Genomic DNA, 25,590 nt, shown 5'->3' on the forward strand with positions numbered 1-25,590 from the left:
CTGCTGGCACGCCTTGGCAGGGACAGGGTGCGGGTGCGCGACGCCGATCACCCGGGTGCATCATGGAAGCACCAGGAGGCGTTCCATGACGACAAGGGCTGGCAAGGATGAGCAGAGGAGCGTTGCCGGTGGCTGTCGGTGCCGCCGCCATCGGAGCTGCTGCGATCGGCGCCGTCGCGGTCCTGGGGAGGGGGTTGCTCCGCAGCCGACCGGCCGTGCCACGTCGCTCAGGTGCCTCCTCGACAGGGATGGACTACCTCGCGCTGGGTGACGGACCCCGCACCCTGCTGTTCATCCCCGGCGGGCCGGGCAGCGAGATCCCGACCGGTCCCATGGCCGGCGTGATGACCCGTCAGCACACCCCCTTCGTCCGCGCCGGCTACACCGTCTGGATCGTCACCCGCCGTCGTTCCATGCCCACCACCCACACCGTGGCCGACATGGCCGACGACCACGCGCAGTTCATCGAGGAGCTGCTCGGCGGGCACGTGGACCTCGTCGTCGGCGAGTCCTACGGCGGCATGATCGCGCAGTACCTCGCGGCCCGGCACCCCTCGCGCGTCGGCAGGGTCGTCCTGGCCCTGGCCGCGGCGACCATCAGCGACGAGGGGAAGGACCTCGACGTGCGCTGGGCGACCGCCCGCGGGGAGGGCCGGCACGCGCAGGCGGGCGAGGTCTTCCTCGAGTATGTCGTGCCCGGACCCGGGCGGGCCTGGCTCCGCCGGGCCCTCGGCCCGGTGGCGGGCCAGCTGTTCGCCCGCTCGGCCGTCCCCGCCCAGGACCTGCTGGTGGAGGCCCGGGCCGAGGCCGCCTTCGACGCCCGCGACGTCCTCGCGCACATCCAGGCACCTGTCCTGATCCTGTGCGGCGACGAGGACGAGTTCTTCTCCCCCGCCGCCGTGCAGGAGACTGCGGACCTCATCCCCGACGCCACGGTCCGGCTCTACGAGGGCAAGAACCACGTGGGCGCGGCGATGAGCGGCCGCATCCCGACGGACGTGCTCGCGTGGATCGAAGCGGACGGGGCATACGCGGCGGACGGGGCATACGCGGCGGACGGGGCATACGAGGCGGACGAGACCAACACCGCGACTCCCCCCTCCTGACCGGACCGGACGAACCAGCGCCGGCGCACGTCGTCGACACCCCCCGCCCCGCTCACCACCTCCGGCGCGGCCACCGCCTCCGCCGCTTCCCCCGCTCCCAGCGCACCTCCACCCCGCGCTCCCGCGCCATCCGCTCGATCAGGTGGCTCACCTCCTGGTTCGCGTACTTGTCGTGCGCGTCCCGCACCTCCGTCCGCTTCCCGAACAGCGCGTCCGCCTCGTCGAAGAGAAGCACCTCGCCCGTCTCCTGCGCCCGGTCGAGGAGCCGGGCGAGGTTCTTCTCGGTCTCCCCGACGTAGCGCGACACGACCCGCCGCAGGTCGACGCGCCGCACGGCGGCCGGCTCCTCGACGACGGCCGGGACCACCAGGCTCGAGGCGACCGGAGGGGCGGACTCCGCCGGCGGCATACCCTCCCCCGACGCCACCGGGGTCTGCAGGGTCACCGTGTGCACCGCGAACTCGGCGGGCCGCACAGGGGCGAACCACAGCCGCACCACGACCCGCCCGGTCAGCTCGTCGGCCTCGGTCATCGTCTCCCCGGGTCCGCAGCGGACCCCGTACGCCTGCTCCGCCTTGGCCCCCTGCAGCCCGCCCCGCCGCCACAGCTGATCCAGGAAGTCCTCCGTCAGCTGCCGGACCCGCCCCCACAGCGCCGGCTCGCTCCGCTCCTCCTGCACGAATTCCAGCCCGGTGGTCACCGAGCCCAGCACGTGGTCGGTGAGCCGCCGCACGCTCAGGTAGCGCACGAACGGGTCCGCCGCCAGGGCTCCTGCGAGCGTCCGGCCGCCCCAGACGACCAAGTCCCGGCCGGGCAGATCGCGCAGCGGGTTGACCCCGGCCTGGACCAGAAGGTCCACCTGCGGGCCCGCCAGCGTCTCGGCGAGCCCGTCCACCCCGCGGAGCTCGACCCCGGCGGGCGCCTTCCACACCCCACGCTCCGCGTCCGTGCGCGCGACCACCCCGGCCACCGCGCCCGACGGCGGCACGCCCACCCCGCCGACGACGACCCAGGGGTGGTATGCCGTCGCCCGCTCCCGCTCCTGCCCCACCTGCTGCAGCGCGGACTCGGGCACGGGTCCCCACGGGCCGGGCGGCAGGTCGAGCAGCAGCACCGCGCGGCGTGCCGCGCACCACCCGAGCGCGACACCCACCTGGTCGGGGTGGGCCGCGGTGAGGCCGGGCAGCGCCAGCACGGTGATCCCGGTGCCGTCCAGCGCGTGCAAGCCCCCCGGACCCTGCACCGGCACCAGCTGCTCGGGCGCCGGTCCGGCCGCTCGCACGACCACGGCGCTGCTCCCGCCGTTGGCGAAGAACAGGTCGACCGCGTGGCCCAGCGGGCGGTCCGCGTCCAGGCTGGGCCCGAAGATCGCGTGGTAGTGCCCCGCGCTGGCGACGGTCACTGGCATGTCGACCGGCCCGGCGTCGGCGGCCCCGACGAACCCGGTCACCGACGTCGGCAGCGGCTGGATCGGGGCGCCCGCGGTGCTGGGCTCGGTGTGCGGCATACGCCATTCAAGCGCCGAGCGCGCCAGGGCGCCACCACTCCGCCGGAGGGGGTGGTGGCGGTGCAGGGCTCCTCGCTCAGTCGCTCTCGTCCAGGCTGTGAATGCTCGTGCCGTCTGGGTCGACGAGCAAGAGCACCGGCTCGGTGGCCGACCCGCCCCGCACGACGACCACGGTCTCGCCCCGGTGGCGGGTCAGGGTCGGGGTCGGAGCAACCGCGCTCGGCACGGCATGACTCGAACCCGGCCCGTCATCCACGGCCCCGAGCAGGACACGACGTGCGGCTCAGCGGCGCACCGCCCCTCCCTCACCCGTCTCCGGGCGAAGCCCCAGCCAGGTCAGCACCGCCAGCACCCGTCGGTGCTCGGACGACTCCCGCAGCCCGAGCTTGACCATGATGCTGGCGACGTGGGTCTCGACCGTCCGGTCGCTGAGGCACAGCCGCGCGGCGATGCCGGCGTTGGTGCGCCCCTCGGCCATGAGGGCGAGCACCTCGCGCTCCCGCGGCGTCAGCAGCGTCAACGGGTCGGCCCGGCCACGACCGCGCAGCAGGGTGGTCACGACCTCAGGGTCCAGCGCCGACCCGCCGGCGGCCACCCGCCGCAGCGCCTCGAGGAACTCGTCCACGTCGAGGACCCGGTCCTTGAGCAGATATCCGAAGCGCCCGCGGGCGACGAGCTCCACGGAGTGCCGGGACTCGACGTGCTGGGAGAGCAGCACGATGCCGAGCTCGGGCCACCGCTCCCGCAGCACCCTGGCGGCCCGGGCACCGTCGTCGGTCAGGTCCGGCGGCATCCGCACGTCGACCACGGCCAGGTCGGGATCGGTTCGCTCCACCGCCTCCACGACCGTGGGCGCGTCACCGGCCCTGGCGACGACCTCGTGGCCGGCGTCCTCCAGCAGACGGCTCAGCCCCTCGCGGAAGAGCACGGAGTCCTCACCGATCACGACGCGCACGGCAGCTCCGCCTCGACGACGGTCCCGTGCCCCGGCGGGCTGGCCACGCTCAGCGAGCCGCCGAGCGCGGCCACCCGGTCCGCCAGACCGGACTGCGCCGCCAGGGTCGCCCCGCCCCGGCCGTCGTCGCTGACCCGCACCACCACGTGGCCGTCCAACCGCTGCACCTCCAGCCCGATGTGGCTCGCCCCGGCGTGCTTGACCGCGTTGGCCAGCGCCTCGCTGATGACGAAGTAGGCTGTGGTCGCGATGTCGTCGGGCAGCACCGCGTCCTGGACCCGCAGGTCGACCTCGACGGGGACCGCGCGCACGAGGCGGGCGAGGGCGGCGGGCAGCCCGTCGTCGAGGCTGCTGGGGCGTATGCCGTGCGCCAGCCGGCGCAGCTCGGCCACCGCGGTCCCCAGCTCGGCGACGCACTCGTCGAGCAGCTCGTCGACGTCCACCGTCCCGTCGCCCAGGTGACGCTGGGCCAGCCGGATGCTCATGCCCAGGGAGACGAGGCGCTGCTGGGCCCCGTCGTGCAGGTCGCGCTCGAGGCGTCGGCGCTCCTCGTAGCCCAGCTGCACCAGCCGTGCCCGGCTGGACTCCACCTGGCGCAGCGCCTCCGCGAGCTCCAGGCGCAACCGCACCATCTCGACGAGACCCGCGGCCCGTCGTCCGACCTGCTCGAGCAGCTCCTCGCTCAGCTGGACCGTGCCGGGCACCAGGGCGGCCACCTGCTCGCCGCCCACGCTCACCGCCACGCCGCCCGCGACCACCTCCCGCCCGTCGACGGTCCGGAAGCCAGCACCTCCCGGCGCCCGGTAGCCCACACGCAGTCCCGGGTCTCGGAGCGCGGTGCGGAGCACGTCGTCGAGCTGCTCCGGCGCAGCGTGCCCGGTGCTGATGTCGCTCTGCAGCCGCTCCAGCGCCGCGTAGGCCGCCCGACGCAGCGGGTAGATCCGCCGGTCCACCTGAGCCTGCAACCGGGCCCGCAGCGGTGAGAGCAGCACCGCGCCCAGGGCGGTGGCCGTCGCGGCGGCCAGCGGGGACTCCCGCCCGAGGGTCACGCCGGTGAGCACGGTCGCCACGGCATACAGGGTGAGCAGGGTCGCCGAGACCAGACCCCAGGTGACCGTCCCGGCCAGGGTGCGGTCCACGTCGTACAGATCGTGGCGGAGCATGGCGATGCCGGTGGTCGCCGGGATGGCGACGAGGCCCGCGAGACCGACGGCCGTGCTGAGCCACAGAGGTCGCCCCCACACCGCGATCTCGACGAGGCAAAGCAGCGGAAAGGCGGCCACGAGCAGCCCGCCGACGGCCAGCCAGCGGATCTGCCGCCGCTGCCGCAGGTCGCTGCGCCGATGGCGCCGCACCAGCGAGAGCGCGCTGGCCAGCGCCAGGAACAGCACGACCACCAGTGCCAGCAGGGACAGGGCGTCCAGCCAGGCCGGCACGGGCCCGAACGGCCGCGCCAGGCCCTCCAGCGGCTCCCGGAACGGCTCGTCCGCCAGTGCCCCACGGGCCTGCAGCACCAGCACGCCCGCGACGAGCACCCACGGCACCCAGCGCCACCGCCGCGACGGCAACCGTCCGTCCGGGAAGTGCAGAAGGAGGAGGGCGACCGTGGCGAGGACCCACCAGGCGCTCTCGGCGAGCACCGCGACGAGCCAGGCCAGCGTCTCTGCCAGCTCGGGACGGCCGCCCAGGACCCGCCGGCCGACGTCGGCGGTGACCGTCACCATGACCGTGAGGCCGACGAGGATCAACCAGGTGCCCACCGGGTTGCCTCCGGTGCCCCGCGCGACGAGCAGACCCAGCACGGTCGAGAGCGGCACCACGGACACCCCCACCGCGAGGGCGAGCAGCGTAGGGGGCGTGGGGGCCATCAGGCCGAGCACGAGGGCGGCGATCAGCATCCCGCCGGTGAGCAACGCACCGGCCGTCGCGAGTCGACGCGGCCACGTCATGGGTCAACTCTAGGGGTGGCCCGGGCGCCGGGCCTCCGTGCTGGCACGGGCGTGAACACCAGCGCTGGCCACGATGTGCCCGGTCGCTCCGATCCCTAGCGTCGGCAGGAAGGGACCACGCACCAGGAGGACGTCATGACCACCGCGCACGGCAAGGAAACCCGCACCGCCACCTCGCCCGCCACGCCGACCCCAGGGCCGCCCCGCCCGAACCGGCACACGCTGCCCGCTGCCGCGCTCATCACCGGGGCGCTCACCATCGTCGTGCTCATGGTCTTCGTGCCCTGGGGGCAGCGCAACGACCTCAGCTACGCGTCACTGGCGCCGATCCGCGACGCGGCCTGGGCCGGTCTGCTCGCGGACGCGCTGGCCATGGTCGCGGTCGGTACCGGTCTGGCCGTGGTCGTCGGGGGTCTGGTCCGCGGCCGGGGCCGTGCCTGGGCCACCGCGGGCGGCGCGCTGACCTCCGTCGGCGCGGTCGTGTTCGCCCTCGGCGCCTCGGCCTTCGCCTCGCTCGTCTGGCATGCCACCGACCCGGCCGTCCTCTCCCCCGACCAGGGGACGGCGCTGCTGGCCCACGCCGAGGCCAACCCCGGGCACGGGCTGCTCCTGCACATGGTCGGGTTCCTGACCTTCACCGTCGGCACCCTGCTGCTGGCGGTGGCGCTGCTGCGCGCCGGGACCGCGCCCCGGTGGCTGCCCGCAGCCGTGGTCGTGCTGACCGTCCTGCTGTTCGCGTTCCCCGGACGTCCGCAGGACTTAGCCCAGGCCGCCCAGATGCTCGTCTTCGCGGCGATCGGGGTGGTCTACCTGCGGTCCGAGGATCGTGCCTGAGACAGCAGGCGCGCCCCGCGGCGCATGCCGCCCCTGGTAGAGGAACCTCGGCCTGCCGCGGACGTGCCGCACCACGGGGCGGACGTTCGGCGCGTCGTGCAGCTCGCCGACGTCCACCCCCTTGACGCGCGGTCGGGTATGCAGAGCAGCTCACCCGGGTGGGGACCGGCACCGACGTGCACCACCTCGAGGGACCGACCCTTCGCGCGCGTGCCCGAGGACGCGGCCGCCTTTCCGAACCGGACCGGCTCACCCGGTGCGTCGCAGCGTGACGCGGGGTGCCTGCAGCCGGGGGTTCATCCTCGACGTCTCCCCCGGCCCGCACCGCACCGCGTAGGCCTCGGGCACCACACGCCGCCGGAGGGGGTGGTGGCGGTGGGGGCTGGCGGGTTCCCGTTCGACGGAGTGACATCGCGCACAGGCGCCCGTTGTTCTCCCGTGTCCACCCGCCCTGGGCCGCGCGTCACTGCACGTCCCCGTCGCACGAAGGCCCCGGGTCGTACCGCTGCTTCGGCAGCCGGCTCGTTCATCGCCATGGACGGCGGCTGCACCGTCACCACCTACGTCTGCACGTTTCGGTCGGCCGGTCGACGTGGGTGACGACGGCCTGGAACGGCGCGCCTAGCCCGGCATCGCCGCCTCGGCCAGCTTCTCGGCTCCTTCGAGCAGCGACGTGCGCAGGTCGCCCTCCTCCAGCCTCGCTCCGACGGAGGCGAAGACGATCGCCCCGACCATGCGGCCGGAGCCGACGGTCCACGGGTCGGGCATCGGTCCGTCTGCGGTCCGTGGGTCCGGCCAGGGCCATGGCCACCTCCGTGGCCACGGCGTTCCGCACCAGTCCTCGATCAGCTGGTCGACGAACGCGGCGGACTCCCCTCGGACCTCTGCCTCGACCGCCATCCTGGTGACCGCGTGAGCCATCTCGGCGGCACCGACCAGAAAGGCGTCAGGAGGGGGCAGAGGTGGCAGGGGCTGCGGATTCAGCGCGACGGCATCGGCTCGTGTCTTCACGACGGAGTAGCGCGGGACGATGACGTCCCACACCTCCGGCCGTACCCGCGAGATGATCGTGAGCAGATCGATCGAACGCATGCGTCCTCCTGTGGATTTGTTGGTGACCTGTCGTCGACGGTGAGGGGCGCCTACCCGGTCAGCACGATGGTCACTCCCCCGGCGACCTCGGGCTCGGGCATGTTGTCGTCGGTCGCGGTGAGGGTGAGGGCGACCGCCTCGCCACGTCCGAGTCCGAGGTCTGGCGTGGTCATCGTCAGACGGCTCTGGCCCGTGTGGGTGTTCATCTCCCGGTAGCGCTGCACGAGGTCCCGGTTCGCCGCCATGGTCGTCCTGCCGGCCGCGACCGCGTGCAGGACCTCGCGCAGGGCGCCCTCCAGCTCTCGGACGTCCGCCGGGTCGGGGCCCTCCGGGTCGTGGGTCGACAGCATCAGGCTGTCCTCCTCGGGCTCCAGGCCGACGTCCCCCGGCGACTCCACCACGTCGATCCCCGCCTGACGCAGCAGTCCCTCGCGGCGGAACTCCCGGGCCGGCGTCACGTCGGCCAGCACCGGGTGCTGCAGGGCCAGGAGTTGCTCGGGCTCGAGCGCCTGGAGCAGAAGCCGCAGCCGCGCGGTGGGCCGGTGCACCACGGTGAAGCCGAACGGCTGCGCCTGACCGACGATGTGCAGGTTGTGCTGGGCGATGTGGCGGTCGAGCCGCGGGTCGAGCGCATGGTCGTCGAGGGGCAGCTCCAGCGGCGAGAACGAGAAGGCTCGTGCGAAGAGGCACTTGTGCCCCGACTCCGAGGCCGGGACCGTCCAGCGGAAGTCCACGGAGGCCGAGCCTCCCGAGGGCACCCACGCCGCCGGCACCGTCTCCAGCCGGGTGAGCCGGGTGGCGTACCGGACGTCGAAACCCAGGGTCGGGTCGGTGAGGAAGAACTCCACCTTGGCGCTGGGCACCGCGAGGTCACCCCGGTTGCGCAGCAGGGCCGTCAGGACGTAGGTCTGGCCGGCCACCAGCGTGGTCGTGTAGGCGCCGGTGCTCGTCACGGGTCGGACGAGGAGGTCCGGCGAGAGCCAGAAGGTCACGCCAGGAAGGGGTCGGACGCCCTCGTCGGCGCTGTAGGAACGCAGGTAGAGGAAGGAGCTGTCGTGGAACATCGTGGGCGGCCTGCGGTCCCGCTCCCGGAACAGACCGGCCAGGTCGGAGACCGACTCCTCGTCGTACGCGGCCCGGCGGCGTTGCACCTCGTGCAGGTACTCGCGCAGGTCAGACATGGCCGACTCCTCTCAGGGCAGCACGTGGAGCTCGACCTCGGTGGGGTCGCCCGCGGAGTCGTGCGTCCGCAGGGGGGACGGTTCGTGGGGCGTGTCACCCGGTTGTGCCCAGCACAGGTAGCCGTAGCCCCGGTCGGAGTCCAGGTTGAAGTCCGGGATCCTCGCCCCGCGGAACCACCGGTCGTACAGCTCGGCGCTGAGAGCGAGCGCGTTGCCCAGCGTCCGACCCTCGAGCAGGGCCAGCAGCTCGTCCTCGTCGGCGGTGCCGGTCGCTGCCAGGTCGACCAGCTGCTCGACGAGGTCCCGGTCGAGCGGGATGCGCCCGAAGGCGGGATGGGTGGCGGGCTGGGTGAAGTAGCTGGCCGGCGCCGGCCGCACCGCCCGTTTCTCCCCGTCCGTGAGCGGGTAGATGAGGTGCCGCTCCTGGTGGAAGATGACGGCGAGGGGATCGGGCAGGAGGTCGGCGGTGAAGCGCAGGAGCGGCTCGAAGGGGGCGACGTCCCTGGCGTCCACGCCGGTCGGGTCGTCCTGGTCCGGCGACGCGAACTGCCGCAGCCGCGGCTCGGTCAGGTGCTCCACCATCGGGAACCCGAGGCCGTTGAGGCTCAGCGCGAGGCGGAAGGTCTGGAAGGCGTTGTACAGCTGCTCGTAGATCAGGCACGCGGCATACCGGATGGTCGCGGTTCCGAGCGTCGCCAGGCCGCCCGCCACCGCGTCCGCGATGGCTGCCGCGGCGAGCACCGCCGCCGCGACGGCCGCCGCCAGGGCGAGGAAGATCGAGAGGATGCCGAAGCCGGACGTCTTGTCGATCGCGTCCTTGAGGAAGTCGCCGACGTCGCCGAGGTTGTCGACCGCCTTGTCCCACACCTCGCGCAGCTCGGCCGTCAGCGAGTAGGGAACCGGCGGCGGCAGGGTGCCGGTCTCGGTGAACCCCTTCATGAAGCGGTACCAGAGCCGGTAGGTGTCGTCCACGTCGCCTGCGGTGATGCGGGTCGCGTAGTCGGGGTCGGGGTCGCCGTCCTCCTGGAACACGGCGTTCAGGGTGTCGGCGATGAGGGCGCAGAGGTCGGGCGGCATGACCGTGTGCGCGTCCGGGTCGGGACCCCCGTCGAAGTTGAAGTTGTAGAGATGGTGCAGCTTGGAGTGGTTGAAGTCGACGCCGAACTCCTGCAGCAGGTTGGAGACGTCCTGGTAGTTCTCACCGGTCTTGTGCCGCTGCGCCTGGCTCCGGTAGGGACCGCCGCAGTAGAGGTTGACGTAGGCGTGGCCCACCGTGTCGGCGGCGACGTGCGTGAGGTAGCCGAGGGCGTAGAGGTGCTCGGGTCCCGAGGCCCCCCGCGTCGCCTCGAGCAGCGCTGACGCGAACTTGCCGGTGCGGCGGTAGTGCATGGCGTCGAACCACCACCACTCCCCCTCCCTCTCCCCGTCGCGGTACGGGTGGGAGACGAGGTCGAAGAGGTTGAACTCGCTGACGAACCGCTTGAGCGCCTCGCTGAGCAGGGCCGCGAAGCCCTGCAGCACCTGGTTGAGGTCGTCGAAGGTCTGCTGGATCTCCGACAGCAATGACGAGTCCTGGATCACGTCGTCGGCGAACTCGTCGAAGGCGGCCAGCGCGTCGAGCACGGGCTGGGGGACGGCGTCCAGCAGCATCTTCTCGAAGTCCGCGATGAAGTCGGCGACGTCGTTGTAGGCCGCGACGAACGTGGCCAGGGTCCCGCTGACGTCCTTGGTGTTGAAGAAGAACGGGTCGGGACCGTGGCAGCCGACGAAGTAGTAGGGCAGGTTCTTCGGGTCCGCGAGCAGGGACTGCAGGTCGGCATACTCCGCGGGCGTCAGGCTCTCGCCGAGCCCTGCGTCGGTATGGATCGCGCCCTTGAGTCGCTCGGCGATCATGTGGTGCAGCGCAGGCCCTGGCATGAGGTCCCCCGACGGTGGGGCGGTCGCAGACGACTGCGAGATGACACTTCAGGATGGCCCCGTCCGCCCCGGCGTGATCCAGGCGGACTCGGCGCGACTCAGTGCACTCCTCAGTATGCGAGCACGTCCGGAGCACGCGCAAGAGGCATCTGGCCACGGAGACAGGGCGTTGCCGCCGCACGGGCCGGAGGCGCCACCCGGTCGGCGCTGGGGCGGAGGATCGGTGCTCGCGCGGAAATCCCGGTCGCCGCTCGGGGCCGGACAACTCAGTCAGCGCTCGCGCGGAAGCGGGTGCGCAGACCCTGGGAGTCGTAGGTGTGCCGCGCCGCAGTGACCCGGTGGACCCGCTCGTCGACCCACGGGGCGACCCCCGTCACGGAGACCGTGCACCCCACGACGGGAGCAGGGGTGGCCACGGTCTCACCCGTGACGTGCGTCCGGGGTGCGTCGTCGTCCCCGTCGGCGTGGCTGGTGCGGACGCTGGCCGTGACCAGCTCCTGCCCGAACCGGAGGCCCAGGTGGGCGGACGACCGTCGACCCGGAGGGCCCTGGTGCAGGGTCTGGCCGTGCACCCACAGGTCGTGACCGACGGCCTCGGCCCGGGTCTGCAGGAAGGCGAGGTCGCTGACGGCCTCCTGGCGCACGAACCGGTGCACCCCGGGGAGGTCGTCCACCTGGGCGCCCAGGCCGTGCTCGGCCGCGATCCGGCTGACCAGGTCGGTCTCACCGACGTCGTGCCAGGTCCGGGTGCGGGGGCCGGTGCGCAGCCGGCCCAGGCCGTCCTCGACGTCCACGAGCACCACCGGTCCACCGTCCTGCGGCCGGCGCACGTTGATCGCGCGCACGGTGCCCTCGAACCCCCACGCGGCGTCGTCGGGCTCGAAGGTGGCACCGACGAGGGCCCCCAACCGCAGCCCCGGGCCCTGCCGGGGGTCGCGCAGCAGGTCGGACGAGAGGGCGACGCGGAGCCTCAGACGCCCAGGATGCCGCCGCCGCTCATGGAGGACGAGCCCTACCAGCTCGCGTGCGAGGAGGGCGGGCGCGACGCCGTCGACCGTGACCATCGGCCTGCTGCTCATGGGCGCTCCTCGGGCTGGGGCCCGTACCGCACCCAGAAGCTGTTCTGGAACCGCAGCCCCGGGTCGTACCTCCGCTTCGTCGCGACGAACTCCTCCAGCCGCGGATACGCCTGCGCCACCTGCTCCCGCGTGTAGTGCTGCTGGTACGGCAGGTAGAACGTCCCGCCCAGCTCCAGCGACGACGCCACCAGCGCCCGCGTCAGCGACGCCATGTCCTCGTTGCCCGCCTCGCTGACCTCCTGGCTCAGGTACAGCACCACGGAGAACCGCTCCCCCTGCGCGTAGTCCAGCACGACGTCCTCCCGGTGCACCGACCGGATCGAGGCGCTCAGCAGCTGCGCGTCGTGCTCCCCCAGCTGCGCGCGCAGCTCGTCCAGGAACGGCACGATCTGCTCGTGCGGCAGGAAGTACTCGTGCAGCACGTCGGTGTACTGCGGCAGCCGGTTGCGCAGGAACCCCAGGCTCTCGTACATCGCCTGGTTGCGCGCCACCATGCACGCCTCCATCTCGCGCAGCGCCTCGTTGCGCGACTCCAGGCACCCGCGCACCCGCGGCAGCACGTGCTTCTGGGCGCCCCACTTGACCCGCTGCCCCAGGTCGCCGGTCCGGGCCAGGTTGAACACCAGCCGGCTCGTGCGGTCCGACGCCCGCTCCCTCAGCGGCGGGACCTCCTCGTCGGTGCCGGTCCTCTCGTAGGTGTAGACGATCGCCTCCTGCAGCAGGCTGCCCGGCGCCGTCGACAGGTGCGTGTAGGTCAGCCGCACCGCGTCGTCGCCGGCCACCTGCGCGGCGAAGACCTCCGGGAGGTCGCGGTGCTCGATCGTCCTGCTGCGCAGGCGGTACATCTCGCTGTCCACCAGCTCCAGCTCCACGTCCAGCACGACGCCGAACAGCCCGTACCCGCCCACGACCGCCTCGAACAGCTCCGGCTCCACGTCCGGACTCACCCGGTGCACCACGCCGTCGGCGGTCATCACCCGCAGCGAGCGGATCGTCGACGACAGGCTCCCCGCGCGGAAGTCCAGCCCGTGCGCGTTGACCGAGACCGTGCCCCCGACGCTGAGCACGTCCACGCTCGGCATGGTGGCCACCGACAGGCCGAGCGGGTGCACCGCCTCCAGCACCTGGTGCCAGGTCGCACCGGCCTGCACGACCGCCGTCCGCTCCCCCTCGTCGACGGTGACCGCGTCCAGGCCGCGCATGTCCACCACCAGCCCGCCGGGGTAGGACGCCTGCCCGCCGAGGGCGTGCTGCGTGCCCCCGACGGAGACCACCAGGTCGTGCTCCTGCGCGAAGGCGAGCGCGGTCCGGACCTCCCCCTCGTCGCGGGGGCGAGCGACGCCATACACAGGGGTGCGGGTGAGACAGCTCGCGTCCGTCACCGTCCCACCCTGCTGGGCCAGACCCCCCGCGTATGCGGCCGCGCCCGCCCGCGCGGACGTGCGGCTCAGCCCCTCGGCCGGCAGGGGGTCGACCGGGCTGACCACGCAGTCCTTGGCCGCCACGGGCTCCCCCGACCACACCGCGTACTGCGGTCCGCCCACGACGAGGACCACGAGGAGGGCGAGGACGACGACCGACCACCGCACCAACCTCCGGCGCCGCGGTCGGTGCGCCCCGGCAGCACGCCACGTCGGCGGGCGGGGCGATGACATGGCCGGCCGCTCAGCTCGCCGTCACGGTGCTCATGACCCATTGAACACCTGCGCGGACCGTGACGGTGCTCGCTATCCCGCCCGCTCGACCCCCGCGGCGGCGAAGTCCTGCCCCTTGAAGAGCATCGGCTCGCCCGTGACCCGGTGCAGGGCATAGGCGAACGTGTCACCGAGGTTCAGCCGTGCAGGGTGCCCGCTCCCCCGCCCGAAGTCCGCGTAGGCCTGACGCGCAACCTCCGCCTGCCGAGCGTCGAAGGGAACCACCTCCACGCCTGCTGCACCCAGCAGGTCGTCGAGGCGTCGTCGCTGCTGCGGACTCGTGCGGATGTCGAGCACGATCCCGGCCTCGACGAGCGTGGCGGCCGAGATCTTGGGGGCCGTCGCCGACACCAGTGCCTCGAGAAGCTCGTCGCCGTCCTCCTCGCCCACGAGGATGGCGACCAGGGCCGAGGTGTCGAGGATCACCGCGGCAGGCCCTTCTCGTCGTACAGGTCGTGGTCAGCGCTCGTGATGAGGGACACGTCCTCGTCGGTGAGGTCAGCACGAAAGGCGGCGACCACGGCCCGTGCCGCGTCCAGACGCTGCTCACGAGCCGGGTCGGCCACGTCCTCGCCCAGCGTGGCGAGCCGGGCGGCGACGGCCTCCTCGACGGCGCTGGTCTGGGACCGTCCGGTGCGTCGGGCCAGCTCCTTCACGAGGGCATGGGTGCGTTCGTTCTTGATGTTCAGTCCCATGTCGACCATTCTACCCGGGTTCATGGAAGATCGGTAGACGACGGGGTCTAGCGGGTGACGGCCTCGGCAGCGCGCTGGTGCGGATAGGTCGCCTCACGGCCCTGGAACGCCAGGATCGCCGGGTTGCGGATCACGCCGTCCTGGATCTCGACCGCCCGGTCGACCGTCGGCTCCGCCGCCCACGCCTCCGGACCCGACAGGACCGTGCGCAGGTGCGGGAGCAGCGCGGCGCTGATCTCCCAGGTCGCCGAGTTCCACAGGTAGGACGGGGTGTGGTCGACGGCGTAGTAGGTGATGTTGTCGCCCACGACGAAGGTGGGCTCGTCGAAGGTCGTCGGCCGGGCCCAGCTGAACCCCATGCCCTCGTCGCAGGAGACGTCGACGACCAGGCTCCCCGGCCGGAACAGCGCCAGGTCCTCCTCGGTGAGGAAGGTCCACGGGGCCGCGGTGTCCTGCAGGACGCAGTTGACGACGATGTCGTTCTCGGCGAGGTAGGGCGCCAGCGGGACGGGGCCCTCCCTGGTGACGACGGTCGTCAGGGCCGGGTCCTCGTCCTGGTCGAGGTGGACGATCTCCACGGAGTGGATGGGCGAGGCGACGGCGGCCACCTTGCGCTGGGTGAGGACCCGGACGTCGGTGATGCCGAGGGCGGTCAACGCCGTCACCGCACCGCGGGCCGTGGCGCCGAAGCCGATGACGACGGCCCGCCGCTTCGGGCCGTAGCTGCCGGTCGAGCCGATGAGCTCCAGCGAGTGCAGCACCGAGCAGTAACCGGCCAGCTCGTTGTTGAGGTGGAAGACGTGCAGCAGGAAGCTGCCGCTGCGCGACCAGTGGTTCATCGCCTCGAACGCGACCAGGGTCTGGCGCCGGTCGACCGCCTGCTGGGTGAGCCCGGCGTCCTGGACGCAGTGCGGCCACCCCCACACGACCTGCCCGTCCCGCATCTCCGCGAGGTCCTCGGCCTGCACCTTGGGCAGCAGGATGACGTCGCACTCCGCGATCAGCTCGGCGCGGGTCCGGACGCCCCCGACGAGGCCGGTGAGCGTCTCGTCGCTCACCCCGAAACGGGCGCCGTAGCCCTCCTCGAGGAAGATCCGGGACCGCAGGTCCTCCTCGACCGAGTGCAGGTGCTCGGGGTGGATCGCCAGCCGGTGCTCGTTCTCCTTGCGGGAGCGGGCCATCACTCCCACCGTGAGCAGGGGTTCCACTGTCGCGGTGCGCGGAGACGTGTCTGACATGGCGCGGCCTCTGAGAGGGAGACCTGGACGGTCTCGCTGCTCAGAAGCCTAGCCGTCGTTCCCGCAGACGCGTCGCAGGTATGCCGCGCGTCAGCGCTGCGCGTACGTCAGGCCGTGGCCGTACTCGTAGAGCGCACCGTCCGCCGTCCCGGCGTAGCCGGGCACGTCGCTCAGCTGTTCCGCCACGGCCGCCGCGGTGGCCGGCAGGGCGAAGGGCAGACGCCCCCGGGGTGGGACACGTCCCGACAGGACGTCCAGCCTCGCGGTGTCGCTGATGCCGAAGGTGGCGACGATCGCGCCGGCGTCGCGCAGCCCGCTCTCCTCGTCGAGCACGAACGGCTGGCGGAAGTAGACGTCGAGGACGACCCTGGTCGGGTCGCCGACCTCGGCCAACACCTCCTGCACCGTCCGCAGGGAGGGACGGACCGTCCACGACTCCGCCTCCTCCATCCCGGTGAAGTCGAGCACTCCGCTCTCCCACGGCAGCGGTCCGCCGAACGGCAGGCCGTCGTCGGTCGCCTTCTCCGCGCCGTAGGCCACCCCTGCGTCGGCGGCACCGTAGGGGCTGCGCCCGTCGAGCCCGCGCACGCCCGGGAGGACGACGGGGTTGATCCGCCCCGGGTGCATCCCGGAGTCCGGGTCCGCGCTCCGGTAGTCCGCGGTGCCCTGGGTCAGCGCGCTCAGCGTGATGAGCACGTGGTCGACGCCCGCGGCGCTCGGACGCTCCTGCGCGTTGCCGTCGACGACCCGGTAGCCGTAGGACGCGAGCACCTCGGTGTCGACGGCCCCGAGGACGTACACCGTCGAGCCCTCGCGCAGGGGCAGCGCGGCACCGCTGCCGTCCGCCCGGTCCCGGTTCTGCAGCAGCACCACGGACCGCCGCTGCACGTCCTGGGCCACCGCCTCGTGCTCGGCGTCGGAGAGCACCGCGTCGGCCGCGTCCTCGTCGACGTACGGGTTCTCGAACAGCCCGAGCCGGAACAGCGGCTCGAGCAGCCGCCGGCAGGCCTCGTCGATGCGCTCCTGCGTCACCAGGCCGGACCCCACGAGCGACGTCACGGTCCGCGGGTCGTGGAACCCGGACAGCACGTCGGACCCGGAGTTGATCGCCGCCGCCAGGCGCTCCGGCACGCTCTTCTCCTCCAGGCCCCAGGCACGCTCGGTGACGATGCCGGTGTCCGAGTTGACGTAACCGGTGAAACCGAGGTCCCCGCGGAGCAGCCCCGTGACCAGCTGCCCGCTGAACGCCATACCGATCTGGTCGAGCTCGACCCCCTCGTGGGTGACGTCCATCGGCACGCCGTAGTAGGGCATGATCGCCGCCGCCCCCGCCGCGATCGCGGCCCGGAACGGCTCCAGGTGGTCCCCGAACCGCCCACCCGGGTAGACCTGGGTCTTGCCGAAGGAGTAGTGCGGGTCGAGCCCGCGCTCCTGCGGCCCGCCCCCGGGGAAGTGCTTGACCGTCAGGGCGACGTCGCTGCCCGGGCCGAGCGAGGACCCGTCCACCACCTCCGGGCCCTGCAGGGTCTGCAGCAGCGCCGTCACGATCTCGCTCGTGAGGGTCGCGTCCTCGCTGAAGCACTCGTGGGTGCGGTACCACCGCGGCTCGGTGATGAGGTCGACCATGTAGCCGTACATGCCCCGCAGACCGATGGCGTGCCACTCCGCACCCATGACCTCCGCGAAGGCGACGACCGGCTCCATGCTCCCCGCGCCGAGCGCTGCCGCCGCCAGGCCCGCCTCCTTGGGGAATCCGGTGAAGGCCCCGTGGCTCTCGTTGATCCCGGCCCGGGCGTCGGGGTCGATGTGGTTGCGCGCGTTGGACTTCGCCAGGACGGGGATGCCCAGGCGGCTGTCCTCGGCCAGCTCCTGCAGGGCGTTGAGGTAGACGGCGGCCTGCCGGGGCGTGACCGAGGAGCCGGCGATGAACGGGTGGCTGTCGTCCCCCTGCGTCTCCTCCCCCGGTGGCGCGACCACGTTGCGGAAGATGACCCTGCGCAGGTGCTGCTCGCCGACGTGGTCGCGCCCGATGTCGGTGACGGTGCCGCCCCACCCCGCGTTGACCGTGTCGATGAGCATGAGCCCGGCCTTCTCCTCCAGCGTCATCCGGCCCACGAGGTCCGCCGCCCGCTCCGGCGGGGGCAGCCGCCAGTCCTCGTAGGGCGACAGCTGCCCGTCGCCGTCCAGGTCCCGGAAGGACATGCCGTCGACCTCGATCGGCGAGCGCGACCGGGTGCCCAGGACGGGCTGGTCAGGTGTGGTGCTCGGCATCTGGTTCCTCCTGGGTGGGGACGTCGTCCGGGTGCCCGTCGGCGCCCCCGACGACCACCCACGTCAGAGACTAGACGGCACGTCCGTCACCCGTCTCAGGTCCGCGGGGAGTCCCGCCCCGCCCGCCGTCGACGCACCGCGGCCGCGGCCTGCCTCGTCGCCAGCCAACGCACGAGGAGGAACACCCCGACGGCCACGGCGACGATCAGCACGATCCTCCAGATGTCGTCCACGCAGCGCTCCTCGGGTCGGGTCGAGACCAACATCCTAGGACCCGCTCGCCGGTCGGCCGGCGCCTCTCGCCGGTCGGCCGGCCCCGCTCGCCGGTCGGCCGGCGCCGAGCTGCCGGGTGCTGCCAGGGGTCAGCGCTCCATGTCGGTGATCTCCCGCAGCCTGGTCAGGGCGGTGCGCAGGTGCGCCGTCAGCTCGGCCCCCAGGTGCTCCTCCCACTCGCGCTCGACGCCCGCCACCACCTCCTGCGCGCGGCGGGTGGCCGCACTCCCCCTGCGCGTGAACCGGATGAGCCGCGAGCGACCGTCGGTGGGGTCGGGCACCCGCTCCACGAGCCCCTCCCGCTCCAGCGCGGCGACCAGCATGCTCGCCGTCTGCTTCGTCACCTGCGCCTGCCGCGCCAGGTCGGTGAGCCGGGAGCCGTCGTCGGCGATGCGCTGCGCGAGGCGGGCCTGCGCCACCGTGACGTGGTAGCCGGCGTCCTGCATCGTCGTGACGACGCGCTCGTCCATGGCGCGGTAGGAGATGAACATGAGCGTGGCGAGGTCCATCGGGTGCCCCTTGACAGTGGTCAGCAGTGCTGACGATAATGGTCAGTGACGCTGACCATCATAGAGGAGTCGCCATGACCAGGCTCCCACCCACCACCCTCCTGAGGGCTGCCGCCTCCGTGCGCGCAGCGCTGCAGCGGGTCACCGGCCGGATGGTGCCGCCCGAGGTCGCCCTCCTGGAGCTCGCGTCGGGTTTCATGGCGTCGCGCACGCTCTTCGCCGTGGCCGAGCTCGGGGTCGCCGGCGTGCTGGCCGACGGTCCACGGTCGCCGGCCGAGGTGGCCGCCGTGCTCGGCACGGACCCGGACGCGACGTACCGGCTGCTCCGGGCCTGTGCGGCGTGGGGTGTCTTCCGCGAGGGTCCTGACGGGCGGTTCGCCCTGACCCCGACCGCCGACCGGCTCCGGTCGGGGACGGCGGACTCCATGCGCGACGTGGTCCTCATGCTGGGCCACCCCGACTACCAGCAGGTATGGGGTGGGCTGGCCGGGAGCGTGCGCACCGGCACCCCGGTGGCCGAGCACACGCTGGGACGGTCGCTGTGGGAGCACCTGGACCACGACCCGGCGTTCGGCGCGACCTTCGACGACGCGATGAGCCGGCTCACGGCCCTCGACTGGCCGACCGTGGCCGCCGTCTACGACTTCTCGCGGTTCTCCACGATCGCCGACGTCGGCGGCGGGCACGGTCAGCTGCTCGCCCTGATGTTGTCCGCGGCGCCGACGGCGCGCGGCATACTCCTCGAGCGGGAGGCGGTGGCCCGCCGCGCCGAGGAGCTCCTGCGCACGGCCGGTGTCCTCGACCGCGTGCGGATCCAGCCGGGGTCGTTCTTCGACGCAGCCCCCGACGACGCCGACCTCTACGTCCTGCGGCGGGTGCTGCACGACTTCGACGACGAGCAGGCCGCCGCGGTCCTCACCACCCTACGCAGCCAGATGCCCGACGACGCGACTCTGCTGGTCGTGGAGAGCGTCGTCCCGGCCGGCAACGCACGACACCTCGCCAAGGCCCTCGACCTGGACATGATGGTCTTCGTCGGGGGCCGGGAGCGCACCGACGCCGAGTGGCGCACGCTGCTGACGTCCACCGGGTTCGAGCCGCCGCGCATCGTGCCCACCCTCTCCTCCGTCTCGCTCCTCGAGTCCTCCCCCAGGAGGTCGTCATGAACATCGTCGCCCAGCTGTGCGCCGGTCTGGCCGCACTCACGCTCATCGTGGTCTTCCCCCTCGAGGCCTTCCTCATCGACCGGCCCTGGGTGCAGCGCTTCCTCCAGATCGAGCCCGAGGGCATCCGCAACGTGCACCTGTGGTCGTTCTGCCTGGGCGCGCGCAACGCCCTCGCCGGGGTCGGCACGCTGATCGGCCTGTTGATGGTCAACGTCGGTGATGCACGGACAGGGACGGTCGTCGTCGTGGTGGGCTGCATCTACATGCTCGTCGCGTCGCTGTTCATGGCCGCCGCCGACGGACTCGGCTACTGGCTCCCCAGGGGCGGCAGCATCAAGGGCACGATCGGCTCGTCGATCCTCCCGGCAGCCGCGCTGGTCGCCCTCGCCGTCTAGGTGTCCCAGGCACCCCCGCGCCAGGGGACAGAGTCGTCCACGGCTACCTGCGTCAGACGCTCTCGTCCAGGTTGTGGACGCTCGTGCCGTCCGCGTCCACGCGCATGAGCATGGGCCTGGTCGAGGAGCCGCCGCGCACGACGACCACGGTCTCGCCCCGGTGACGGTCGACGATCTCCTCCAGCCCCGCCGAGCCGTCCCCGAGGTCTCCGTGACCGCTGTGGCAGGGCACGCCGAGGTCCTCCGCCAGCGTCTCGACCGGGCCGGTGTCGGGCACGTCGTCGGCGGCGTACACCGCCTGCACGCGCTCCCGGTAGAGCTCGGAGGCCAGCCACGTGACGTCGTTCAGCCCGGGCGGGGTGAGCAGGATGATGCGCGCCGCGCACTGGAGGTCGCTCATGCTGCGACTGTATCCACCCCCATGCCACTGAGACCGGCGGCTGCCAAACACGTGGGCGGTCAGTCGATCGGCTCCACGGTGAGCGCCACACAGAACCGGTTGTCCGGGACGTCCTCGAAGCCCATCGCCTCGACGCTGACAGTCTGTCCCGGCTTGACCCGCTCGGCGTAGTAGTACAGCTCGCTGACCCGCTCGTCGGTGTCCAGGTCGATCACCTCGACGGTCCCGATGACGTCCGCGTCGTCGGAGCCGTCGTTCAAGACCTTCACCACCGCCGTGGGAAAACCGTCCTTGATCGGACAAGCGGTCACGGTGGCGTAGTAGTCCCCGTTGACGACGTCCCAGCCATCCGTCTCGGACTGAGGTGCCGGCGGCTCCTCCACCTGAGCGGGGCGCTGACCGGAAGCCCCTGCCCACCCGGCCGCACCGAGCCGGACGAGCACCCTCTCGAGCTGTCGCTGGCTGGACGCGGCCACCGCCCACGTGGGTGCCACGTGCGCGGTCTCGGTGTACTCGCGCACCATGCCGGCATACTGCGACCGTTCGTACTCGTACAGGCTGACCGACTGGCCGTCAGAGGTGGTGCACACCGTGACGGTGAAGTCGTTGCCCACGTGGTCGGTCGTCGTCCACGGTTCGTTGCAGGTCTCCAGACCCGCCGCAGCGGCCATGCCGCTGGAGACGGTGGCTTCGCCCTCGGCAAGAATGTCCTGGCACTGCTTGTCCAGCTGTTCGCTGATCGCCGCTTCAGACACTTCGACGATCTGGTCCGGATCCCCGGGCTGGAGTGGTTCGAGGTTCTCGACGATCGTCTCGGTCATGAGATCCAGGATCGATTCGCGGCGGTCCTGCCAGTCCTCGCACATCGCGGGGGTGACATCGCTGATGGCGGAGGTCACCGCGTCGTCCACCATCTCGCGGAGGTCCGCCTCCGTGGTCTCCGACGTGGGTTCGACCGTGGTCTCCGCGGTCGCGGCCGCGGACGCGGTCTCGGTGGCAGCAGGAGAGGGCGCGGGCGGCTGAGGCGCCGTGTCTTCGTCCGTCCCCGGCGAACACGCGACCAGCACGAGAACCGCGGCACCTGCCGTCCACGCACGTGCTCGCTTCGTCACCCTCGGTCCCTCCTGCCGGTGGGCCCCTCCCACCGTCGATCGATGGGATGGAATCTACCCCGGACTACCGACGAGCCCCTACCAGCCGCACGATCCTCGTGCAGGGGCGCACCCTGGACCCTTGGCACGACCCTGACTCATGAACCACACCTACCGCCCAGATGACCCGCGACCCAGCCATGAGCGCCGACAACCTGAGCAAGACGCACACGGCGACGGAAACACCGCCGGACCGTCAGTCGATCTTCAGCTCGCCCATCTCGTCCCAGCCGTCACCCTCCACCTGGCGGGAGACGATCTTGGGGGTCCCGGTGATGTGGGGACGCATGGCGTCGATGCCCTGCTGGAAGTGGGGGCTCTGGACGTGGGCGGCAGCGCCCTCGTCCGTGAACGCCTCCACGAGGACGTACTCGTGGGGGTCCTCCACGCTGCGGGACCACTCGAAGAAGAGGTTGCCCTCCTCGGAACGGCAGGCGGAGGTGTAGTCGGCCACGATGTCCATCCATCGGTCGGCCGACTCGGGCTTGACGGGGAACTTGACGACGATGAGGTACATGCCAGGCATGCTCCCCAGGCTCGCCCTCGCCGTCAAGACCACACACGTGCGCCGGAGGGGTTGGCGGGCAGGGCCGGAGTCGCTAGCGTGGCGCAGATCACACAGCGTTCGCTGACCTGCAAGGAGGCAGTCCGTGAGCCAGACCCACGACGCAGACCGACGAAGTGCCAAGGACCCCGAGGACATCAAGCGCGACACCAGCGCGACCGTGGCCGGCTCACCCGCACAGCTGAGCGAACGGCAGCGTGCCATCCTCGTCCGGCTGCTGCGGGTGGCCTATCCCCACGACTCCTTCCCGGACGGGCCCTACGAGCGCACCGCCGACGCGGTGGTCGCGGCGACGGCCGACGACCAGCGCCTGGCACGGACCCTGGGACAGGACCTGGACCAGCTGGACGTCATCGCCGGCGGTGACTTCCTCTCCGTCGACGAGCAGACAGCGACCCGGTGGCTGCGCGAGTACTCCGACGAGCCTTACTTCCGCGCCGTCCGTGGGGTCGCCGTGGTCGCCCTCTACGACGACTCAGAGGTCTGGCAGCTGCTCGGCTACGAAGGTCCCAGCGTGGACCAGGGTGGGTACGTCGACCGCGGTTTCGACGACCTGGACTGGCTGCCGGACCCCAGGATCGAGGAGTACGACGGCGAGCCCCGACCCGAGATCATCACCTCCGACACCCAGGGAGCGGACGCATGAGCCAGACCACCGAGCCACGTCCCACCCAGCACGGGAAGCAGATCGAGCACGACGACCCGGTGGTCGTCATCATCGGCTCCGGGGCCGGCGGCGGGACCATGGCCCACGAGCTGGCCACCAACGGGGTCCGGTGCGTGGTCCTGGAGGCCGGGCCCTACCTGCAGCGCGAGGACTACGTCAACGACGAGTGGGAGGCCTTCACCCAGATGGCCTGGCTCGACATGCGCACGACGTCCGGGTCCTGGCGCATCGTGCGCGACTTCCCCAACCTCCCGGCCTGGATCGTCAAGGCCGTCGGCGGCAGCACCACGCACTGGTCCGGGGCAACGCCCCGGTTCATGGCCCACGAGTTCAAGGCCCTGTCCACCTACGGTCCCGTCGAGGGGGCCAACCTGCTGGACTGGCCCATCACCCTGCAGGACCTCGAGCCGTACTACGACCGGGCCGAGAAGGCGATCGGGTCCACCCACCGGCACGGCCGCCCACCGCTGCCGGCGAACAACAACTACAAGGTCTTCGCCAACGGTGCCGAACGCGTGGGCTACAAGTACTACGCCACCGGCCCCTACGGGACCAACGCCGAGCCCTACGACGGACGACCGGCCTCCATCCAGGACGGTTTCAACTTCCAGGGGGACAAGTCAGGGGCGAAGTGGTCCACCGCCGCCCGGGAGGTCCCCCGGGCCCTGGAGACCGGCAACGTCGACCTGCGCACCCAGTGCCAGGCCGTGCGCATCACCCACGACGACACCGGCAGGGTCGACGCGGTGGAGTACCTCGACGCCGACGGTGCCCTGCACCGGCAGGCAGCCCGGGCCGTGTGCGTCGCCGGCAACTCGATCGAGACCCCGCGGCTGCTGCTCATGAGCGCCTCCTCGATGCACCCCGACGGGCTGGCCAACTCCTCCTCCGGCCAGGTCGGCCGCAACTACATGCGGCACCTGACGGGCTCGGCATACGCACGCTTCGACCAGCCGGTGCGCATGTACCGCGGCGAGACCATGGCCGGGATCATCGCCGACGAGGCCTCCTACAACCCCTCCCGGGGGTTCGTCGGCGGGTTCTACATGGAGACCCTCTCCCTGGGCCCGGCCTTCCTGGCCAGCTTCGTCGAGCCCGGCTCGTGGGGGCGGGAGTTCACCCACCTGCTCGACGCCTACGAGAACACCGCCGGGATGTGGATCGTCGGCGAGGACATGCCGCAGGCCTCCAACCGGGTCACCCTCAACGCCGACGTCAAGGACCAGCACGGGCTGCCCGCGCCCAACGTCCACTTCGACGACCACCCCAACGACGCGGCCATGCGCCGCTACGCCTACCGCGCGGCCGACGAGCTCTACCGCGCCGTCGGAGCCCAGGGCGTCCACCACACGCCCCCCTACCCCTCGACCCACAACCTGGGGACCTGCCGCATGGCCGGACGCGCCGAGGACGGGCCGCTGGACGCCTGGGGCGCGGCGCACGACGTCCCGGGACTCTTCGTCAGCGACGGCTCCGTCATGACCACCGGGGCCTCGGCCAACCCCACCCTGACCATCGTGGCCCTGGCCATGAGGCAGGCCGAGCACATCATGGACCAGCTGCGCACGGGTGACCTCTGACGGCGAGGCCCCGACCGACAGCTCCGGCGACCGGCACGCCGCCGGCATGTGCCTAGAGTGGCCGGGTGACTCTCCACGACATCCCCCTGACCACCATGGACGGCCGGCCGACAACCCTCGGCGAGCACGCCGGTCGCGTCCTGCTCGTCGTCAACGTGGCCTCCCGCTGCGGGCTGACCCCGCAGTACGCCGGCCTCGAGCGGCTGCAGGAGGAGTACGGCGAGCGCGGCCTGACCGTGGTCGGCGTCCCCTGCAACCAGTTCGGCGGTCAGGAGCCGGGCACCAACGAGGAGATCGCCCAGTTCTGCTCGGCGACCTACGGCGTGAGCTTCCCGATGATGGACAAGGTGGACGTCAACGGGGAGGACCGGCACCCGCTCTTCGACGAACTGACGCAGGTGCGCGACGGCGACGGTAAGGCCGGCGACGTCGGGTGGAACTTCGAGAAGTGGGTCGTGGACGGCGACGGTGCGCCGGTCGCCCGGTTCCGCTCCCGCACCGAGCCGACCGACCCGCAGGTCGTCGGGGCGATCGAAGCAGCGCTGGCCGGGATCGGCGTCACCCGCTGAGCCGCCGGGGACGGCAGGATGTCCCCATGACACAGCTCGAACGTGCCGAGGTCGTCGACGTCGAGGACCCGGAGGGTCGTGGGCGTCTCCAGGTCTCCTTCGCGGGGCGGGCCCGGTCCCGTCGTCAGGCCTGGGCGGAGGTGTGCCTGCCGCTCGGCGCGGACGCCGGGCGGCCGCCGGCCGTCGGCGAGACCGTGCTCGTCGGTCACGAGGGCCGTGGGACAGGCAGTCCGGTCGTCCTGGGGCGTCTCGGTCCCCCGGTCGAGACCCCGCGCGCCGAGCAGCCGACCGAGCTGCGGCTGACGCACGCCGGGCACAGCGTCGTCATCGACGAGGACGGCATCACCCTCCGCCTCGCCGACGGCTCGGCCGAGCTGGTCCTCACGACCGCGGGGGTGACGCTCCGGGCCGGTGCCACCCTGAGGCTCGAGGGAGGTGCCGCGACGACGCTGCGCTCGTCCGGCACGTGCGAGGTCACCGGATCCCTCGTCCGGATCAACTGAGGTCGGGTATGCCGCCCGCCGCCCGCATCGCGGACCCCACCACCCACGGTGGCGGGGTCGCGCCGCCCGGTGTCCCGACCGTGCTGGTCGGCGGAGTGCCGGCCGCCGTGCTGGGGGACCTCACGACCTGCCCCATGCAGTGGTCCCCGGGGGTCTTTCACGGCTCGTCGGTCATCACCAGCGCGAGCAGCACGGTGCTGGTCGGCGGACGACCGGCTGCTCGCGTGGGCGACAGGACCGGCTGCGGCGCGGTCCTGGTGCAGGGGTGCCCGACCGTGCTGATCGGCGGGTGAG

General features: G+C 72.2%; 28 protein-coding genes. 10 read left to right on the plus strand and 18 right to left on the minus strand.

Features of this window, described 5'->3' with window-relative positions:
- Positions 1 to 248 precede the first annotated feature (248 nt).
- A complete protein-coding gene (locus ACWHYA_RS14925) occupies positions 249 to 1,106 on the plus strand; it encodes an alpha/beta fold hydrolase (protein WP_425941001.1) in 858 nt (285 codons plus the stop codon).
- A 52-nt stretch (positions 1,107 to 1,158) separates the two neighbouring features.
- On the opposite strand, the gene ACWHYA_RS14930 is transcribed toward ACWHYA_RS14925, so the two are convergent.
- The 4 genes from ACWHYA_RS14930 to ACWHYA_RS14945 form a co-directional block, all read right to left on the minus strand.
- A complete protein-coding gene (locus tag ACWHYA_RS14930; protein WP_425940999.1) occupies positions 1,159 to 2,613 on the minus strand; it encodes a phage tail sheath family protein in 1,455 nt (484 codons plus the stop codon).
- Between the two features lie 76 nt (positions 2,614 to 2,689).
- Entirely contained in the window at positions 2,690 to 2,839 is a 150-nt protein-coding gene (locus ACWHYA_RS14935; RefSeq protein WP_425940997.1) for a hypothetical protein, read from the minus strand.
- A gap of 57 nt (positions 2,840 to 2,896) precedes the next feature.
- Positions 2,897 to 3,568, minus strand: coding sequence for a LuxR C-terminal-related transcriptional regulator (locus ACWHYA_RS14940; protein ID WP_425940995.1), 672 nt, complete (start codon positions 3,566 to 3,568; stop codon positions 2,897 to 2,899).
- Positions 3,556 to 5,517: a sensor histidine kinase gene (locus tag ACWHYA_RS14945; RefSeq protein ID WP_425940993.1), complete on the minus strand. Its 1,962-nt coding sequence runs from the start codon at positions 5,515 to 5,517 to the stop codon at positions 3,556 to 3,558. The genes ACWHYA_RS14940 and ACWHYA_RS14945 overlap by 13 nt, the downstream gene beginning before the upstream one ends.
- A gap of 135 nt (positions 5,518 to 5,652) precedes the next feature.
- Between ACWHYA_RS14945 and ACWHYA_RS14950 the strand changes: the two genes are divergently transcribed.
- Entirely contained in the window at positions 5,653 to 6,351 is a 699-nt protein-coding gene (locus ACWHYA_RS14950) for a hypothetical protein (RefSeq protein ID WP_425940991.1), read from the plus strand.
- 621 nt (positions 6,352 to 6,972) lie between these two features.
- Here the strand turns inward: ACWHYA_RS14950 and ACWHYA_RS14955 are convergent.
- The 11 genes from ACWHYA_RS14955 to ACWHYA_RS15005 all read right to left on the minus strand — a co-directional run bounded on the left by ACWHYA_RS14955 (position 6,973) and on the right by ACWHYA_RS15005 (position 18,300).
- Entirely contained in the window at positions 6,973 to 7,443 is a 471-nt protein-coding gene (locus ACWHYA_RS14955) for a hypothetical protein (RefSeq protein ID WP_425940989.1), read from the minus strand.
- A gap of 50 nt (positions 7,444 to 7,493) precedes the next feature.
- Positions 7,494 to 8,624 (minus strand): hypothetical protein, encoded by a 1,131-nt coding sequence (locus ACWHYA_RS14960; protein WP_425940987.1) that lies wholly within the window; start codon positions 8,622 to 8,624, stop codon positions 7,494 to 7,496.
- Between the two features lie 12 nt (positions 8,625 to 8,636).
- On the minus strand, positions 8,637 to 10,517 hold the full coding sequence (locus ACWHYA_RS14965; RefSeq protein WP_425940985.1) for a zinc dependent phospholipase C family protein: 1,881 nt from the start codon (positions 10,515 to 10,517) through the stop codon (positions 8,637 to 8,639).
- Positions 10,518 to 10,807: 290 nt separating this feature from the next.
- Positions 10,808 to 11,620 carry a hypothetical protein gene (locus tag ACWHYA_RS14970; protein WP_425940983.1) on the minus strand — a complete coding sequence of 271 codons (813 nt, stop codon included), beginning with the start codon at positions 11,618 to 11,620 and terminating at the stop codon, positions 10,808 to 10,810.
- The gene (locus ACWHYA_RS14975; protein ID WP_425940982.1) at positions 11,617 to 13,209 is read right to left on the minus strand and encodes an FAD-binding oxidoreductase; all 1,593 of its coding nucleotides are present in this window, start codon (positions 13,207 to 13,209) and stop codon (positions 11,617 to 11,619) included. The genes ACWHYA_RS14970 and ACWHYA_RS14975 overlap by 4 nt, the downstream gene beginning before the upstream one ends.
- A gap of 138 nt (positions 13,210 to 13,347) precedes the next feature.
- Positions 13,348 to 13,740, minus strand: a complete 393-nt coding sequence (locus ACWHYA_RS14980; protein WP_425940981.1) for a type II toxin-antitoxin system VapC family toxin — start codon at positions 13,738 to 13,740, stop codon at positions 13,348 to 13,350.
- Entirely contained in the window at positions 13,737 to 14,009 is a 273-nt protein-coding gene (locus ACWHYA_RS14985; protein ID WP_425940979.1) for a type II toxin-antitoxin system VapB family antitoxin, read from the minus strand. Before ACWHYA_RS14985 ends, ACWHYA_RS14980 begins: the two co-directional genes overlap by 4 nt.
- Positions 14,010 to 14,056: 47 nt before the next feature.
- Complete coding sequence (locus ACWHYA_RS14990) at positions 14,057 to 15,190, minus strand: N(5)-(carboxyethyl)ornithine synthase (protein WP_431473746.1); 1,134 nt, start codon at positions 15,188 to 15,190, stop codon at positions 14,057 to 14,059.
- 147 nt (positions 15,191 to 15,337) lie between these two features.
- Positions 15,338 to 17,518: a glycoside hydrolase family 3 protein gene (locus tag ACWHYA_RS14995; protein ID WP_425940976.1), complete on the minus strand. Its 2,181-nt coding sequence runs from the start codon at positions 17,516 to 17,518 to the stop codon at positions 15,338 to 15,340.
- Between the two features lie 95 nt (positions 17,519 to 17,613).
- Positions 17,614 to 17,751 carry a hypothetical protein gene (locus tag ACWHYA_RS15000; protein ID WP_425940974.1) on the minus strand — a complete coding sequence of 46 codons (138 nt, stop codon included), beginning with the start codon at positions 17,749 to 17,751 and terminating at the stop codon, positions 17,614 to 17,616.
- A gap of 129 nt (positions 17,752 to 17,880) precedes the next feature.
- A complete protein-coding gene (locus ACWHYA_RS15005; RefSeq protein WP_425940972.1) occupies positions 17,881 to 18,300 on the minus strand; it encodes a MarR family winged helix-turn-helix transcriptional regulator in 420 nt (139 codons plus the stop codon).
- A gap of 74 nt (positions 18,301 to 18,374) precedes the next feature.
- Here ACWHYA_RS15005 and ACWHYA_RS15010 point away from each other — a divergent pair, with 74 nt between their 5' ends.
- Both ACWHYA_RS15010 and ACWHYA_RS15015 read left to right on the plus strand, forming a co-directional pair.
- Positions 18,375 to 19,466 (plus strand): methyltransferase, encoded by a 1,092-nt coding sequence (locus ACWHYA_RS15010; protein ID WP_425940970.1) that lies wholly within the window; start codon positions 18,375 to 18,377, stop codon positions 19,464 to 19,466.
- Complete coding sequence (locus ACWHYA_RS15015; RefSeq protein ID WP_425940968.1) at positions 19,463 to 19,861, plus strand: DUF1304 family protein; 399 nt, start codon at positions 19,463 to 19,465, stop codon at positions 19,859 to 19,861. The genes ACWHYA_RS15010 and ACWHYA_RS15015 overlap by 4 nt, the downstream gene beginning before the upstream one ends.
- 52 nt (positions 19,862 to 19,913) lie before the next feature.
- Here ACWHYA_RS15015 and ACWHYA_RS15020 read toward each other — a convergent pair whose 3' ends face one another.
- On the minus strand, positions 19,914 to 20,261 hold the full coding sequence (locus tag ACWHYA_RS15020; RefSeq protein ID WP_425940966.1) for a hypothetical protein: 348 nt from the start codon (positions 20,259 to 20,261) through the stop codon (positions 19,914 to 19,916).
- A gap of 59 nt (positions 20,262 to 20,320) precedes the next feature.
- A complete protein-coding gene (locus ACWHYA_RS15025; RefSeq protein WP_425940964.1) occupies positions 20,321 to 21,082 on the minus strand; it encodes a hypothetical protein in 762 nt (253 codons plus the stop codon).
- Here ACWHYA_RS15025 and ACWHYA_RS15030 point away from each other — a divergent pair.
- Positions 21,081 to 21,284, plus strand: coding sequence for a hypothetical protein (locus ACWHYA_RS15030; RefSeq protein WP_425940963.1), 204 nt, complete (start codon positions 21,081 to 21,083; stop codon positions 21,282 to 21,284). The genes ACWHYA_RS15025 and ACWHYA_RS15030 overlap by 2 nt on opposite strands.
- Before the next feature lie 324 nt (positions 21,285 to 21,608).
- Here the strand turns inward: ACWHYA_RS15030 and ACWHYA_RS15035 are convergent, their stop codons facing one another.
- Positions 21,609 to 21,929: a putative quinol monooxygenase gene (locus ACWHYA_RS15035; protein WP_425941030.1), complete on the minus strand. Its 321-nt coding sequence runs from the start codon at positions 21,927 to 21,929 to the stop codon at positions 21,609 to 21,611.
- A 133-nt stretch (positions 21,930 to 22,062) separates the two neighbouring features.
- Here ACWHYA_RS15035 and ACWHYA_RS15040 point away from each other — a divergent pair, with 133 nt between their 5' ends.
- From ACWHYA_RS15040 to ACWHYA_RS15060, 5 genes are all read left to right on the plus strand, one after another.
- Entirely contained in the window at positions 22,063 to 22,623 is a 561-nt protein-coding gene (locus ACWHYA_RS15040) for a hypothetical protein (RefSeq protein ID WP_425940961.1), read from the plus strand.
- Positions 22,620 to 24,224, plus strand: coding sequence for a GMC family oxidoreductase (locus tag ACWHYA_RS15045; protein ID WP_425940960.1), 1,605 nt, complete (start codon positions 22,620 to 22,622; stop codon positions 24,222 to 24,224). Before ACWHYA_RS15040 ends, ACWHYA_RS15045 begins: the two co-directional genes overlap by 4 nt.
- Positions 24,225 to 24,289: 65 nt before the next feature.
- Positions 24,290 to 24,793, plus strand: a complete 504-nt coding sequence (locus ACWHYA_RS15050; RefSeq protein WP_425940958.1) for a glutathione peroxidase — start codon at positions 24,290 to 24,292, stop codon at positions 24,791 to 24,793.
- A gap of 26 nt (positions 24,794 to 24,819) precedes the next feature.
- Positions 24,820 to 25,296 carry a phage baseplate assembly protein V gene (locus ACWHYA_RS15055; protein ID WP_425940957.1) on the plus strand — a complete coding sequence of 159 codons (477 nt, stop codon included), beginning with the start codon at positions 24,820 to 24,822 and terminating at the stop codon, positions 25,294 to 25,296.
- 8 nt (positions 25,297 to 25,304) lie between these two features.
- Positions 25,305 to 25,589, plus strand: a complete 285-nt coding sequence (locus ACWHYA_RS15060) for a PAAR domain-containing protein (RefSeq protein WP_425940955.1) — start codon at positions 25,305 to 25,307, stop codon at positions 25,587 to 25,589.
- The last annotated feature ends 1 nt before the right edge of the window (position 25,590 follow it).

Source organism: Ornithinimicrobium carbonis (assembly GCF_977012275.1).

Coding starts and splice junctions, on each gene's coding strand:
- ACWHYA_RS14995 (WP_425940976.1), bottom strand. CDS start 17,518: ATGCCGAGCACCACACCTGACCAGCCCGTCCTGGGCACCCGGTCGCGC.
- ACWHYA_RS14965 (WP_425940985.1), bottom strand. CDS start 10,517: ATGATCGCCGAGCGACTCAAGGGCGCGATCCATACCGACGCAGGGCTC.
- ACWHYA_RS14945 (WP_425940993.1), bottom strand. CDS start 5,517: ATGACGTGGCCGCGTCGACTCGCGACGGCCGGTGCGTTGCTCACCGGC.
- ACWHYA_RS15035 (WP_425941030.1), bottom strand. CDS start 21,929: ATGTACCTCATCGTCGTCAAGTTCCCCGTCAAGCCCGAGTCGGCCGAC.
- ACWHYA_RS14950 (WP_425940991.1), top strand. CDS start 5,653: ATGACCACCGCGCACGGCAAGGAAACCCGCACCGCCACCTCGCCCGCC.
- ACWHYA_RS15055 (WP_425940957.1), top strand. CDS start 24,820: ATGACACAGCTCGAACGTGCCGAGGTCGTCGACGTCGAGGACCCGGAG.
- ACWHYA_RS14955 (WP_425940989.1), bottom strand. CDS start 7,443: ATGCGTTCGATCGATCTGCTCACGATCATCTCGCGGGTACGGCCGGAG.
- ACWHYA_RS14930 (WP_425940999.1), bottom strand. CDS start 2,613: ATGCCGCACACCGAGCCCAGCACCGCGGGCGCCCCGATCCAGCCGCTG.
- ACWHYA_RS15045 (WP_425940960.1), top strand. CDS start 22,620: ATGAGCCAGACCACCGAGCCACGTCCCACCCAGCACGGGAAGCAGATC.
- ACWHYA_RS15015 (WP_425940968.1), top strand. CDS start 19,463: ATGAACATCGTCGCCCAGCTGTGCGCCGGTCTGGCCGCACTCACGCTC.
- ACWHYA_RS15020 (WP_425940966.1), bottom strand. CDS start 20,261: ATGAGCGACCTCCAGTGCGCGGCGCGCATCATCCTGCTCACCCCGCCC.
- ACWHYA_RS14960 (WP_425940987.1), bottom strand. CDS start 8,624: ATGTCTGACCTGCGCGAGTACCTGCACGAGGTGCAACGCCGCCGGGCC.
- ACWHYA_RS15060 (WP_425940955.1), top strand. CDS start 25,305: ATGCCGCCCGCCGCCCGCATCGCGGACCCCACCACCCACGGTGGCGGG.
- ACWHYA_RS14985 (WP_425940979.1), bottom strand. CDS start 14,009: ATGGGACTGAACATCAAGAACGAACGCACCCATGCCCTCGTGAAGGAG.
- ACWHYA_RS14990 (WP_431473746.1), bottom strand. CDS start 15,190: ATGGCCCGCTCCCGCAAGGAGAACGAGCACCGGCTGGCGATCCACCCC.
- ACWHYA_RS14970 (WP_425940983.1), bottom strand. CDS start 11,620: ATGAGCAGCAGGCCGATGGTCACGGTCGACGGCGTCGCGCCCGCCCTC.
- ACWHYA_RS15030 (WP_425940963.1), top strand. CDS start 21,081: ATGAGATCCAGGATCGATTCGCGGCGGTCCTGCCAGTCCTCGCACATC.
- ACWHYA_RS15010 (WP_425940970.1), top strand. CDS start 18,375: ATGACCAGGCTCCCACCCACCACCCTCCTGAGGGCTGCCGCCTCCGTG.
- ACWHYA_RS15005 (WP_425940972.1), bottom strand. CDS start 18,300: ATGGACCTCGCCACGCTCATGTTCATCTCCTACCGCGCCATGGACGAG.
- ACWHYA_RS14925 (WP_425941001.1), top strand. CDS start 249: ATGGACTACCTCGCGCTGGGTGACGGACCCCGCACCCTGCTGTTCATC.
- ACWHYA_RS15025 (WP_425940964.1), bottom strand. CDS start 21,082: ATGACCGAGACGATCGTCGAGAACCTCGAACCACTCCAGCCCGGGGAT.